This is a genomic window from Haloarcula rubra (genome assembly GCF_019599465.1).
Classification (GTDB): Archaea; Halobacteriota; Halobacteria; order Halobacteriales; family Haloarculaceae; genus Haloarcula; species Haloarcula rubra.
Map to the genome: position 1 here is coordinate 1 of NZ_RKLR01000017.1, position 13,806 is coordinate 13,806.

The following is a 13,806-nucleotide window of genomic DNA, read 5'->3' on the forward strand; positions in this document are numbered from 1 at the left end:
TGGACTTCCCGGTCGACGGGGAGATGCAGGCCGACACGGCCGTCGTCGAGGACATCCTCAACACCACCTACGAGTTCTCCGAACTCGAGGACCCTGCGAACGTCCTCGTCTTCCCGAACCTCGAAGCGGGCAACATCGGCTACAAACTCCTGCAGCGGCTGGGTGGTGCCGAGGCCATCGGCCCGATGCTCGTCGGCATGGACAAACCGGTCCACGTCATTCAGCGCGGTGACGAGGTCAAGGACATCGTCAACCTCGCTGGCGTCGCTGTCGTAGACGCTCAGCAAGAGTAGTCAGGGCAACAGCGTTGGCGCATTACCGAGGAACGGAGGACCGCGCAAACGAACACACTAAAGGCCATGTCGGTGTACAACCTCGACGAACCGCCGACGGCCGAAGTCACCGACCGAGTGGCCGGGGACGACCGAATCATCGAGACGACGTACGTCGCCCTCGGCGACGAGTAACCGAATTATAAAAACACCGGAAAGCTGGAGTCGCAATTCGATCCACTCATTGAAAAATTAAAATATAACTCATGTACTAAGTCAGATTATTAATTGACAACATGGAAAACAACAAATATTCGCTGGTCGGTGTTACAGATGATTTAGAGGAGGTACAAGCGGTCGAGAACATAGCAGACTATATCGATTTACTACCATTTGAGTCCGCACACATTTATTAGTCTATACAGAGTCGAGATATGCACGTAATGTCAGAAACAGAGATTAATAAACAGCAGTTAGTATCACGATTACCGGATCCAGAAGAAAGCGAGAACATCATTCACAACCCTCCAACCGACGAATTACGTGCGTTCTCGGCAGACCTCGAGACGACGACGGAATTCGAATCTCCGTCGTACGTCAGCATCGAAAAGTCTCGAAATGCTGAAAAGACCAAAAACCGAATCGACGACGAGTTTGATGCCGCAGACTGGAAGTTCATCAACGAAGCACTCGAGTCTGCAAACGAGTCGGAGCTCGTTTGTGTAGATCGGCAAGTGGGGCGACACCCAGAGAATAGCTATGTTTGCAGGTACTATGTCCCAAAATGGTACAGCCGTATCGCACTCAGCCTGTCTAAACTACTGGAACCCGCAGATCTTACTCGCGAACCAGACTTCCACACGGTACAGCTCCCGAGTTGGGAAGAGACACAGATTCGAATTCTCCCAGAACAGGGGTTCACGGTCGTCGCTGGAAGTGACTACTTTGGTGAAGCAAAAAAATCGTTCCTCCGGTTGTTTATGTACTACTCGAAACAGCAAGGAGGACTCGGTTTGCACGCTGGGAGCAAGCAAGTCCGCTTGGAGACCGACGACGGAATGGAGACCATTGGACAACTATTCCTCGGCCTGTCCGGTACGGGTAAGTCGACACTGACAGCACACGGGCTCTGGCTTGATGATCCAGAAGACGCAACGATGCTTCAAGATGATGTCTGTGCTCTCCGACCAGACGGCATCGTTGCTGGGAGCGAAGGCAGAGGATTATTCATCAAAACACATTGCCTTGACGAGGAGACTGAACCGGGAATTTACAACGCGGCGACAGACGAATCTGCGATTCTAGAGAACGTCGACGTTGCGTCTGATGGAACGGTTTATTTCGACAGCGACAGGTACACTACCAACGGACGTGCAATTATACAGCGGGAACAGTTGGCGTCTGCCGGTGAGGAGATTGACTTGCCAAAGGTAGATCAAGTATTCTTTATTACACGGAATCCGGCTATGCCTCCAGTCGCAAAATTGAGTCCTGAAGAGGGTGCCATCGCATTCATGCTCGGCGAATCGGTCCAGACAAGCGCGGGAGATCCAACGGCCGCAGGAAAGTCGATACGCGTTGTCGGGACGAACCCGTTTATAATCGGATCGGAAGGCAAAGAAGGAAACCGGTTCCGGGATCTCATCGCAGATCTCGACGTGGAATGTTATGTGTTGAACACAGGGAGTGTTGGGTCAACAGATATTGGTGTTCAAGACACGATCACCCTATTGCGTGCTATTGTACGTCAAGACGTTCAGTGGGAAACAGATATGACAACAAATCTAACAGTTCCTGTCGATGTCCCGGATATGGATGTGATCAAGTTCGATGTCGAAGCGAATTTAGAGGACTGCGAGGCCACTCTTGATGACCTCCGTCGAGACCGGGAACAGTACCTCGAAAAGTTCGACGACCTTGACGATGACATCAAGGAAGCATTGTACTGATTGAAGGGTACTGAATAATCCTGAGATATAATCAAAAATTTCCAATAGCAGTTCGAAGCTCTCTTCTCTCAAGTATTGTTGACAAAGCAGAACTAAACGAAAGTCAAAAAAGAACTAGCTCGGACAACTGGTTTGGAAGATTTCGATCCTCTCAGAATGTGCATCTGTCGCACTGTCATTTGTATTCGACCGCAAATACAGCCTCATCATGAACCAGAAAATCACGGGTAGAGACCGTTTGTGTTACCGGTTAATTTGGTGTCCGCACGAAGACGGGATTAACACTTGAGCGAAGTGGATACAGTGCTAATCCTCTCCTCAATATTCCCGTCTTCTCGACCAGATCAGCGTAGAGTGTAGCGGTGACCGTCGTTGATTTGGCTGCGAGCGAAAGAAGACCAGCGAGTGCTGTGAATTCCCTGTCGCGCAGCACACTGATTGAGCTACCAGTAGTATTTATTCTGAGACCATTGATAACCGTCACTCTCTGGCATTTGAGGTGAGTGAAATAATGATGGTGCAAGGGATGGTATGCGACCCATGGGGGGAGTCCCTGTACACCCATACGATACTCAGACCGACAGGTGAGAGATACAGTCCCGGAGACGATGATAACACAGGGTGAAACAGCGCCTTTAGAACTGCTACTCGTCACCCGCCATCTCTAAGCCGGAGTGGCATGTACTTATATATTAGGATATATCTTTGATCGCATTTGAGTTTACCAGATGCGCACATTCTAAAACAGGACCTGGCCGAAACAGTGCTGCACAATTACAGAGATTGTGTGACAGAGAGCATTAGTATCTCTAAGTCAAATACACTTCTTCCGTCAAAGAATTTAGAGAATCACTCGCAAACTGGGGAATATAGAAAATTATAGCCTCACAATATATACAAATGAGATGATATATGCCGTATCTATCTACAAAATGATATTCTATACTTGTATACTCGTAGCAGAGAGGCTGTTACGCGTCGAAAGCCGCATGAACATCCGCTATGAATGGATGACCAAAATTATATGGCCGGTCGAAGCCCTTTATTCAAACTCGTAGACCTCCGAGGAGCGGCAAGTTCTGGACCCGAGACCAGTCAGAACAGCAGCGAACACCGGCCCGGTGGCTATCCACCGCAGTCCACGGCCGTTGCGGACCGATGTAACTCCTGATCTCGGGCGATTCTTACTGTGGGGCGGCAGTGTCTCTTCTATGCGACTGAAGGTATCACAGAATCTCCAGCCGATGGATAGTTGACCATCTACCTTGCAACAGAAACTCCATACGTTCGTGACAGGACTCTTCTCGCAAAGTCCCGAATGTTACTGTGATCTCGATTCTTGAGGAACTGACTTGGCCGAAGGGGTTCTGAAACAACCGAGATCGTATTCTGACATATCGTACCGACAAAACTCAGTCGCACCACAGATAGCACACTTGTCAGTCCCGGGAGCGACCGTTGTGCCGCACTGTCGACATTCGACAGCGACGGTCACTTCCTTGCCGAGGAGGTGCTCAAGAACTGTGCGGAAACCCATCCTAGCCTGCATAGGGTATCGAGAGGGTGTCATAGAACAGTTCGCATACCCCGCAAGTCGTCACAGAGTGATTCGTTCAGTACAGTACATCTACTGAGCGGCGTATTCTCTCATCGGGGCCTGAAACGAAGTGACTTCGGCAGTAACGACTTGTTCACTAAGTCGCAAAACCACTCAATACAGAGAATATACCTATCATTTAGTAATTTGTAGACGAGAGGTATAGTTGCCTAAATTACATATGGGTGTGCGTTCAGTACTGTAGCATGGTGGATACCGGTTCCTTATTCCAATTGTTGGCCGACGACACCCGCCGACGCATACTCTATGCGTTGTGCGATAATGCGTCGATCCGTATTCCAGAAGGTATCCTCTCACGCGGTCAGGTACAATCACGAGACACTCAACCGCACTCTCCTCACAGTTCTTCCACCCAAATCAACGGAGAGTCGGTGCAACAACTCGAAATGCAGCTTCATCACGTGCATCTCCCAAAATTAGAGGATGGAGGTGCTATCGAATGGGAACGAGAAACACAAACCGTCTCACGAGGCCCGCAATTCGATAAGTTGGAAGCCATTCTCAGACTCCTCTTCGTGAACCAAGACCGACTTCCGGATGATTTCCTTTGATTTCAGCCATTTCGCTCTGTTATTCGGCCCTCCTCACAACTGCGATACTGGTTATTAAGCGCTCTGTATCTTGCAGGGTCGCAACCGATTTGCTCGAGTCCTGTCAGTAACGTCGTGCGAGATACAGAGAGAACACGTTGCAGATAGGTAATTATGGCTGGCGGAGTCCACAAAGGTGGGCTGGTCAGAGTACGCCTCGGAGGCCGAGCATCATCAGAATAATAGCCAGCATGAAGATGGTTTGGAGGAGTCCCCACTGCATAGCTTTGCCGAATAACTCATCAAGTCGGTCGCCATCAGGAGCGTCCTGATTGAGTTCGACGACCATCTTCGTGGTGACCAGGTGCAATGGGCCGAATCCGTTAATCAGCATTAGTATGCCGATTCCGAGGGCACCCCACAGCCAGATTGACGGGGTAGTCCAGTAGCCTAACATAGCTGCAAGACCGATACCCGAACCGATCACACCGAGACTGAGTGGCTCGGCCACGGCAACCATTTTCGGTATGAGTTGCTGATTGACTGCACCAGCAGCCTCGTCAGGAGCCGCATCAAGAGACGGCCCCAACACGAATTTGAAAAAGAAGTCGAGGCCAAACCAGAAAGCGCCCAGAGCCACGTGCGTGTAAAACATCAGTGCCGTATTCCCGGATAAGTACGCGAGAACCGGCATCCCGAGGGTGATAAGTATGGAGACAACTGTGAACTGCCTATCAGCTAATTCAACAACTAAACCGATCTCTTCCCCATGGGATGTAGGGTTATTATATGTAGATGCCATATGCTATCTCCTGAAATCCAACCTACATAAATATTGTCAAAAAGGATATTGTTCCTCCTTCGGGAGAATACTTGCTAAATCGACCAGAGTAGATGCTATCGATATCTTTGAGCGCCCAGTGCAAGATACGCATACCCACTCTAACGGATAATTCGCCGAATCTCGGGTGCAAACAACATCGTGTGAATCGTTCTATGACACCCTCTATCGATGTAATTCTTCCAGATACCAATGTTGCTCGAAATCGGCAGACATAGCGACCCTACATCACCAAACGCTTATTTTTGTGGGTGATCCACGATTTTGTGGAAGGACAGTTGTCACACGCTCCTTCCCACTCCCATGAACCGTGATGCGTCGACGCTCGGTCGGTGTCCAGAGTGTGGCGAGAGCATCTCTGCTGCATGGGTGTTAGTTGAATACGAGAAAGCCGATGGCACGACTGGGGTCTGGGCTGAGTGCCCGGCCTGTGCAGATGTTGTCTGTCCTGAGTAGCAGCAGCGGTGGTTCATAACCGGTCCGAAACAGCAGTTGCTACGTCGTCGCCACCGAGGGAGGTTCACTGCCGGTCGTCACAACACTACGGAGAGTATCTGGATCAGTTTCTTCGAGAAATTTCTGACGTGCATACGTATTTTCGCCTTCGGGGACGCCGTCCGTAGCTGCTGTCCCTGCACAGAGCGAGCAGTCAGGCCAGTTATCCGGCAGTTTCAGTCGCTCTGTTTCTCGGATCGCTATTGCTTGCTGCAGGGGATGACAGTCAGGAGCCGTGTGAATATGCACGGGGCCCCTATCCTGATCGGACCCTGTTTTTGATCCAAACCGTGTCGCTCGACATTGCTGACTTTCTAGCGTCGATTTCGGCGAGGCAGGGATTACGGAAAATTCGAGGCGAAAGCCTCGCGCTTCAGCGCGGGGAGGATGTCAAATATTTCGTCGGAGACAGCGGCTGGTCTGTCGACAGGCCGCGACCGATGATCGGTGAGCGTATAGATGGTGGTGCCGGCCACCACTGTCGTGGTTGATGGGAATGTTTGGTATTGTGTGATATTCGACTGACTCCATCAGTACGGTATACAGAGTATTCTAGAAGACTCTAGGTTACCTTTCTACCCGCTAACCATCAGGAACATATGTGCATGTTCAACGCGAGGAGAGCTACTGAATGATGGGGCAATCGGTTGAGGAGGTCCCACACGGGTATTCAATGGAGCCACTACAGTTAGCGGGAGGAATCGATACCAGCGACCGGCAATTGCAGCTTCCAGTCGGACAGACAAGAACAGATTATGCCCACAGAGGTGACAATGACGAAATCCAATGAGAACCAGTCGAACGGAATGGAGGCGGAGTCAGACGAACAGCCAGAGTATGTCGAGACGGGAACTCGCGTTGAATTCTGGATACGTGAGGATACACCATACTGCGTCCATGACGTACAAGAGAGAACATACGAGCGGTTACAATGTCTTCAGGAGGCAGGTCGTATCGCCTCGGTCACCAGTCACCTGTGGAACCCTATCGAGACGACGCCCAAAAAAACGAGTCAAGAGCATACCGCTGTCTATCGTGAGCGATTATCGGAATTCAAGGCCTGGGCGAACGAACACAGCCGCTCGCTCACGCCGGGGTTCAAAACACGTCCAATCAGCTCGCTGTTTGCTGAAGAGGAGCAGGAAGTAATCGTCCCCCCGATGCTGTGTCTCGCTGTTTATAAAAATGATAAGCTTAGATCTGTGTTTCCGAACGCTGACGGTGACTGCGTCCACACAGTCGGCGACGGTCTTGACCGCCTCGAATCAGAGACTGACGGCTCCAGTATCGGGGGTGTGACAGCGTGAACAGATCCACCATTTCAGGGCCACACATCGAACGCGACAGCCGGTTATCGCACACAGGTACTGTTAGCTGTCCCACGGTAGGTGGTCGTGATGACTAACCGTGACGCTCTCTCACCACATGTTCGGATCGTCGAAGCAGAACATCATCTGAGCGAGGCCCAATCGGCACTGGCCGAGGAGGACAACGAATTAATCGATTTGATTGCCGAGCTACGCCGTGAGGTCAACGCGGTTGGTCAGATGGTAGAGGAGACGCACAAAGACACCACAGATCCGTGGCGACGGAGAAAATCGCCATGACGCCCCCACAGACCGTAGATGCCGCTGATCTCCAGTCGCTTACGGTAGACGAAATACACGATCTACTTTCGTCGCGCTACCGGCGGTATACGCTATACAGCCTCTCGGTGTTTACACCTCCAGTGACACTGGCCCGAGTTGCAGATTACGTCACGGAGTGGGAATTCGGCGTGGCTGTTGACGACTTCCCAGACAAGCGCCTCGAAGTATACATGGCGCTGTACCATGATCATCTCCCACACCTCGTCAACGCCGGCGCCATCAACTACGATCAAGAGACTGACACACTCGAACCCGGGTCGAAAGCGGCAGAACTACAGTTCGAACTTGATCGCCTGCGGGACGAAGAACTGCAAGAGGCACACAAGCAGCTATTTACAGGCATCTGAGCCACAACAGCAGTTTTCCGTGCATCTGACTGTAGAGCACGTCATGGCCAATTCAACCCACTCATCGACCTGCTGCTGGCATCAATGAGTGACGCATCGCCGACAGTGCAAACCGGTTCGCTATCCGACCCTGTTCTGTGGCTGTATACCGGAACCTACACGACCGAATCTGTTGTGAGCGGCCACTACTCGTCTAACAGGACTGAAACTACTGTGTCGTGTGCTTTCCGGAGACGGTAGTGCAGCGCTGGCGAGGAAATATCGAACGTATCGGCGATCTCTTCCACTGTCGTGTCGCGTGGCCACCGGTAATATCCCCGTGAATAGGCCGCTTTGAGCGTGGCCTCTTGTTTCGGTGTCAGCAGCTCGTTGACCTGTTCTCGCATGGCGGTTACTGTTTTCATCGGCCGGTCGACGTGCCGTTTACTGACAACTTCGATCCCGGGAACAATCTCACGGAGATCAGCAAGGAGAGGGCCGACTGTCACTCCCGGCGGCAGTTCGACGCTAAGCGAGATGTCACCGTCCTCTGCACGTGCTCTCGTCATGGACGCGCCATAGTCAGTGAGGACATCAAGTGGCAGCCGAGGTATCTCCTCGAGATGAGTTTCGATGAGTGCCGGCTCGCTGTTTTTTACCGGACGTACCACTTCACTCTCTGCGTCTAGTTGTCCATCGTCCAGGTGGTTGCATACCTCTGCTGGATCACCTCCTAGCACCGTGAGATAATAGATGTGGCCGCCGTCGCTGATCGGAACACGCTGTTCGAGTTCGAGTTCGCATCCCAACTCGGTCGTTACTTCAGCGAAGTCGATCGCAGCGTCAGGCATCTGAAAGTCGAGAGCAACAGCGGTCTCAGCTGTAAGCGAGCGCTGACTGTGCACTCGCTGAATTGCAAGCGCGATACTTCGGCCAAGATCAGTGAGTACTGCCTGTTCGGCCTCGCTAATCGTGTGTTCCTCTGGCGTATAGACGACCAGCACACCGTATGTCGTTTCGTCAGTGGCGATGGGGACTGCCGCAAGCGAATGATGCCCACTCTCAAGCGCTATCTCTCGTCTGGAGTCCGGAAATCGATCCGCAGTGGATATATTGTCGATAACTTGTAGCTCACCCGCCTGAAGCGCGACCGATGCGGGTCCCGGTTCTCCGCCCGAAATCCGATCAAGATAGGCGTCGTTGATGCCGGCACTCGTCTGTGGAACGATGGTTGGGTCGTTCGAGCCCGATTGGCTCCGCCTTCCGACCCAGACTGTCTGATACAGGTCGGAATCGGTGAGCCGCTCACAGACGGCAGTCTCGATGCCTTCTCGCGTAGTCGTGTTTTGCAGTGCCTGTGTGAGATTCCGAACGAGCGTATTGAGTCGCTTGAGCTGGGTGAGGTCATCCCGTTGCTGTGCGAGCGTCTGTTCGCGCTTTTTCCGGTCGCTGATGTCAGTAGCTGTGCCAAACCACTCGACAATCTCGCCGTCGTCGTCCAGAATCGGCACTGCTCGCGAGTGTATCCAGCCTCGCGTTCCATCCACTTGCACCACCTGGTGTTCCAGTTCAAACCTGCTTCTAGTCTCGATAGCCTCTTCGATGGCCGCCGTTACTCGCGGCCGTTCGTCCGGTGGAATGTACTCCTCCAGCCACGTCTGTCGGGGGTTGTCCGTATCGGCAATGAACTCTTGCCCATCCATATACCTCATTTCGGACCAATCTGAACTCATTCGATAGACGACATCCGAGGTAGCCGTTACGAACGCATCCAGTCGCTCTTGGCTCTCGCGTAACGCCTCTCGGGCTTCCTTGCGTTCCGTGATTTCCTGTGAGATAACACTGAGCCCCCCCTCATCAGGATACGCCTGTAGTTCTACCCAGTAGTCTTCAGCCTCGGTGTAGTACTCACACGACTTTGGCTCCTGTGACTCCATAGCCTCCCGGAGCGTCTCCCCAAATACGGTTTCCTCGAGTTCGGGATACACGTCCCAGAAATCTTTGCCGAGGATATCCGCAGCCGGCATATCGCCACGGTCTGCAACAGTGTCGTTCCAGTAGGTGACGTTCCAGTCGGAATCGAAAGCGTAGTAGGCGTCAGTAATCCGCTCGGTCAGCCGCTGGTACTTTTGTTCACGCTTTTTGCGCTCAGTCACGTCGCTAGCGATACCGACGATGGCTCGAAGTGTCCCGTTGTCGTCGTAGATGCCAGACGATCGATCGTGGATCCACCGTATCTCTCCGTCTGGTTGGACGACGCGGTAGGTCTCTTCGTATGCATCGGGGTTGGTCTGCTGCGCTCCGAGTGCTTCCTGTACTCGCTCACGGTCGTCAGAATGGATGGCATCAACGAACGATTTAGCGTCTGTACGCAGCGTCTCAGTCGGGCGGCCCCAGACATCTTCGTACGAGTCGCTAACAAACTCGATTTCGTCTTTCTCTGGGCTGGTTATCCAGACGACGTCAGAAACGGTTGTCTTGATCTGCTCGAGTCTCTCCTCACGCTCCCGGCGTTCGAGTTCGTGTCCCACCCAATTGCTGAGACACTCCACGAATGTCACCGCCCAGTCGGGGAACGCTTCGGCACGTGGATCTATGCTATAGAAACAGAAGGTACCGTACACCTCTCCATTGACAGTGACGGGTGCTCCGAGGTAACTCGCGATTCCCCACTCAGAACCCACTAGCTCAGGGGCTTGCGCTTTAACATCCCTAAGGACTAGTGTCTGGTTTTGCTCGACGACGCGCTCACAATTGGGTAAGTCCGCTAACGGGACCGTTGTGCCCTGAAGGTCGGCCGATGATTGTGTAGCGACCGACTCGAAGATGTACTGGTCGTCTTGCACACGAGAGAGGGTTGCGTAGTCGATTCCGATGGCGTTCTGCCCGAGCTCTAAGAGCGTCGTAATCTTTTCACCGAACGAACGGTCGGGCGCAGTACTGATTTCACACGCCTCGCGTAAGACCCGTTGACCGTCCTTCCGGGCGGTGGTCTCACGGTGAGTGACCGTAGCGTGTTTTGCTCCGTCATGTATGACGGTGGTCGCGTGCGTCGAAAACCATCGTCGTCTGTCAGAGGATTCGACGGTGAACTCGATTTCGAACTGTTCACGGGTCCCCTGCAGCAGTTCGCGAACTCCGGTAGCCACACGGTCTGCAGACGTCGTCTCGGCAGTATCCAGAGCTGTCAAATAATCCTCACCGGCGGCAGCGGAATGCAACCAATCATCGGTTGTTTCGGCACCGTCCTCCCACGCAGAGTTCGTCGCGAGAACCGTTCCGTCGGCGCCGAGAATAGCGGCGCTATTCGGGACCATCTCGACAGCAGAAACCAAGAATTGTCGCTCAGGACCTCCATTCGGGAGGCTCGAAACCATACGAACGTCACCTGCTCCGGCAACTTAACACACTCGAATCAGACTACTAACACGATAGGTGTTTACAGCGATGATCCGCGAAGGAGACTGCTGGCTCGGACTGGTTGACAATCGTCCTAGCACTAATTCGGGATCAGGTATGTGTCCTCTGCCAATCTTACCAGCCTCCAACATGGCACCTTTCTTTGGAAACCAAGCGTCGTATTCAAAATGAACCCCGACCCGGCACACGTCGCCATCGAGCAGTAGCTCCGGCAACACGCAGTTTTGCTCTTTGATTTCACCTCAAAACTAGACCACGAACGGTTGACGCGGAGTATGAGTAGACAGTGTATCTCGGCTGACTGCAAGTATCAGGCTCTCTTTACACCATTAAGCTCAGCCGTCGAGGTTGGCTGGGCCGATGTACTTTGATTTAATCTTTTCACCTTCCCGCCACTGCCAATAGTGGTATTGGTTGTCGTTGATTTCCTTGATTGTGATCGTCGCTTTGGCAGGGACGTCGTCCGGGAGGTTGTCTGGTCGCTCCTCCACTTCTTCTTGGTCAGCCGACTCCTCAATACGGGCCTCACGTTCCTTGTGCTCGGCTAGTGCTTCGGCGTACGTAGCAATGTCTCGGAGTCGTTCCGGGGTTGACTCGCTGAGCGTATTGACGATCTCCGTCGTGAGGTTCGCCGGTGGGGTCGGGGGTTCGTAGGACATCGGCTACTCTCGTATTAACCAACACAACTCGCTAATGCATAGTTTTGTTGGTTAATACGATGGGAGCGGCCCCCACTCCGTTGGCTGTAACATTACTCGAAACTCCTTTATATAGTAGTTTCGTGCTATGTTATACTGTGCTCCGGCGCATCGAACTAAAGGTCCTCGCCACGGTCGCCCGCGGCGACACGATCTCCGAGCTCGCGACGAAGCTCGACCACAGCGAGAGCTACCTCTCCCGTGCCGTCGCCGACCTCGTTGAAAAGGGGCTCGTCTACACGGAACGCGATGGCCGGCGCAAAAGAGTCGTTCCGTCGGATGCTCGCGCCGTCGAACTCTATCGGGATCTCGTCCGCCAGCACTCCCACATCGACTTTCCCGAGCTGCTGACCGGCAAGACACTCGAAGTGCTGTACTACCTCGACCAGCCACGGACCGTCTCCGAGATCGCCGACCGGAGCGACAACTACCGCAACACGGTCAACCGAGTCCTCAAGCGGTTTCGCGACCGGGGCCTCGTCGGGACGGCCGACGGCCGCTATGACTTCAACGCCGACTTCGACCGTCTCCACGCGTTCGTCCATGAACTCGCACACCATCTTCATCGCCAACGCCTCGAATCCGTTGTCCCGAAGGGCACGATTCTCTGGGAGGACTATGACGAATTCCTCACCCAGATCGAGACGGAGATCGACGCAGAGGAGTTCCACGAAACCGGCCTCGCTCGATTCGCGGCCTTTGACCTCCAGTTCATGCTCACTGGCCACCGCTACTACCTCTACTCCGAGGAACTCGACGCAGTCTCGCCGGCGGAGCTCTGCTGTCACACGCTGTTAATCGACGACGGCAGCCGTCACCGTTCGTACTGTCTCCTCCTGCTCAGCCACGTCGACGTCGACGAGGAGGACCTCCGAGAGCAGGCGGCGAAGTATGACCTCGAAGACGAAGCCGACGCCTTGCTCCGCTACCTTGAGACCCACGGCGAGGTCGACGACGACCGACTCCCGGAGTGGGACGAGTTCCAGGAGCTGGCGGCTGACTACGAGGTGTGGCTCTCCTGAGACCGAACTTCGTCGCCAGCCGTGGCGTCAGCCAGCGTCAGTTCGGGTCGTAGGGATTCGTTGCTGTATCGAGCCGATAGACATCCCCGACAGCGTCAAAATCGTCGTCAAACGCATAGAGGTAGCCGAGCCCCTCGGTTTGCATATACGCGACAATGCAGGCGTCGACGAAGGAGAGTGGTTCGTGTTGGCGAAAGAGGGCCTTCCCTGTCGCGAGGGCGTCGGTGGTGAGTGAGTCGATGTGGAAGCGGGCGTTTTCTTCGATGCGATCGAGGAGATCGACGGCTGCGTCGTGGCCGGCGTGGCTCGTGAGGCCGTTGAGTGTTTCCGCGAGCACGTAGTCGAGGACGACTGCCTCCGGGAGCGTACCATTGTCGATGCCCTGGAGCACCGGAAGCGCGGCATCGTGGGATCCGTCCCCCCGGTATGCGGCGGCAAAGAGGACTGTCGTATCGATGAGTGCCCGAGACATTTACTCGACGTCGACGCCCCAGGCGTCGTGATCGCTCGTTACATCGGTCGATTCCGCTCCGTCGTAGCCGTCGAAGTCGGCGAAGGTACCTGTTTGCTGTTGGATGACGTGCACCCGAATGCTCCCGTCGTCTTCGAGATGCCATCGGAGGTGATCCCCATCGTCGATATCGAGCTCACGCCGAATCCGGGCAGGGATGTTCGCCTGGTTTCCAGACACCTTGCTTTCGGCGTCGACTCTGTCGCTGCTCATAGCTCTGGCTACGTGACCCGCCGTGAAAAGTCTAGTGTGCCGCCACACTACCCAGTGGAATGAGAGGGATTCCGAAGAAGATGGTAACCTACCCTGGGGTCGTTGGGAGCCGGCCGCCTGGTCGGGGAACACGGCCCCGTTTGATTTCGTGGTCGACGCGACGCAGATGCCTGCAGCCGCCTTTGGGTGAGCGCTGCTGCCAGTCGGGACAGGTACACGATTCGTCGATGACGTCGACGATGTTCCGTAGTACGGTCAGATG

At 53.8% G+C, this 13,806-nt stretch carries 13 protein-coding genes; 8 read left to right on the plus strand and 5 right to left on the minus strand.

Annotated elements, in window-relative coordinates:
• The 3 genes from EGH21_RS21655 to EGH21_RS24830 form a co-directional block, all read left to right on the plus strand.
• The coding region (locus EGH21_RS21655; RefSeq protein ID WP_268899102.1) for a phosphate acyltransferase at positions 1-293 on the plus strand (293 nt) is incomplete at its 5' end.
• 422 nt (positions 294-715) lie between these two features.
• Complete coding sequence (locus EGH21_RS21660; RefSeq protein WP_220620494.1) at positions 716-2,221, plus strand: phosphoenolpyruvate carboxykinase (ATP); 1,506 nt, start codon at positions 716-718, stop codon at positions 2,219-2,221.
• A gap of 1,803 nt (positions 2,222-4,024) precedes the next feature.
• Positions 4,025-4,390 (plus strand): DUF7344 domain-containing protein, encoded by a 366-nt coding sequence (locus tag EGH21_RS24830; RefSeq protein WP_425433325.1) that lies wholly within the window; start codon positions 4,025-4,027, stop codon positions 4,388-4,390.
• Between the two features lie 184 nt (positions 4,391-4,574).
• On the opposite strand, the gene EGH21_RS21665 is transcribed toward EGH21_RS24830, so the two are convergent.
• A complete protein-coding gene (locus tag EGH21_RS21665) occupies positions 4,575-5,171 on the minus strand; it encodes a hypothetical protein (RefSeq protein WP_220620495.1) in 597 nt (198 codons plus the stop codon).
• Positions 5,172-5,513: 342 nt separating this feature from the next.
• Here EGH21_RS21665 and EGH21_RS24905 point away from each other — a divergent pair, with 342 nt between their 5' ends.
• The 4 genes from EGH21_RS24905 to EGH21_RS21680 all read left to right on the plus strand — a co-directional run bounded on the left by EGH21_RS24905 (position 5,514) and on the right by EGH21_RS21680 (position 7,701).
• Positions 5,514-5,666: a DUF7837 family putative zinc-binding protein gene (locus EGH21_RS24905; protein WP_483867070.1), complete on the plus strand. Its 153-nt coding sequence runs from the start codon at positions 5,514-5,516 to the stop codon at positions 5,664-5,666.
• A gap of 794 nt (positions 5,667-6,460) precedes the next feature.
• Positions 6,461-7,012 (plus strand): HTH domain-containing protein, encoded by a 552-nt coding sequence (locus EGH21_RS21670; protein ID WP_220620496.1) that lies wholly within the window; start codon positions 6,461-6,463, stop codon positions 7,010-7,012.
• Between the two features lie 90 nt (positions 7,013-7,102).
• Entirely contained in the window at positions 7,103-7,312 is a 210-nt protein-coding gene (locus EGH21_RS21675; protein WP_220620497.1) for a hypothetical protein, read from the plus strand.
• Positions 7,309-7,701, plus strand: a complete 393-nt coding sequence (locus EGH21_RS21680) for a DUF7344 domain-containing protein (RefSeq protein WP_220620498.1) — start codon at positions 7,309-7,311, stop codon at positions 7,699-7,701. The genes EGH21_RS21675 and EGH21_RS21680 overlap by 4 nt, the downstream gene beginning before the upstream one ends.
• A gap of 185 nt (positions 7,702-7,886) precedes the next feature.
• Here EGH21_RS21680 and EGH21_RS21685 read toward each other — a convergent pair whose 3' ends face one another.
• Positions 7,887-11,057, minus strand: a complete 3,171-nt coding sequence (locus EGH21_RS21685) for a PAS domain-containing protein (protein ID WP_220620499.1) — start codon at positions 11,055-11,057, stop codon at positions 7,887-7,889.
• A gap of 378 nt (positions 11,058-11,435) precedes the next feature.
• Positions 11,436-11,759 (minus strand): DUF6788 family protein, encoded by a 324-nt coding sequence (locus tag EGH21_RS21690; protein ID WP_220620500.1) that lies wholly within the window; start codon positions 11,757-11,759, stop codon positions 11,436-11,438.
• A 137-nt stretch (positions 11,760-11,896) separates the two neighbouring features.
• Here EGH21_RS21690 and EGH21_RS21695 point away from each other — a divergent pair, with 137 nt between their 5' ends.
• Positions 11,897-12,820: a MarR family transcriptional regulator gene (locus tag EGH21_RS21695; protein WP_220620501.1), complete on the plus strand. Its 924-nt coding sequence runs from the start codon at positions 11,897-11,899 to the stop codon at positions 12,818-12,820.
• A gap of 37 nt (positions 12,821-12,857) precedes the next feature.
• Here EGH21_RS21695 and EGH21_RS21700 read toward each other — a convergent pair whose 3' ends face one another.
• Together EGH21_RS21700 and EGH21_RS21705 are read right to left on the minus strand one after the other, a co-directional pair.
• Positions 12,858-13,292: a PIN domain-containing protein gene (locus EGH21_RS21700; protein ID WP_220620502.1), complete on the minus strand. Its 435-nt coding sequence runs from the start codon at positions 13,290-13,292 to the stop codon at positions 12,858-12,860.
• On the minus strand, positions 13,293-13,544 hold the full coding sequence (locus tag EGH21_RS21705) for an AbrB/MazE/SpoVT family DNA-binding domain-containing protein (RefSeq protein ID WP_220620503.1): 252 nt from the start codon (positions 13,542-13,544) through the stop codon (positions 13,293-13,295).
• Positions 13,545-13,806 lie beyond the last annotated feature (262 nt).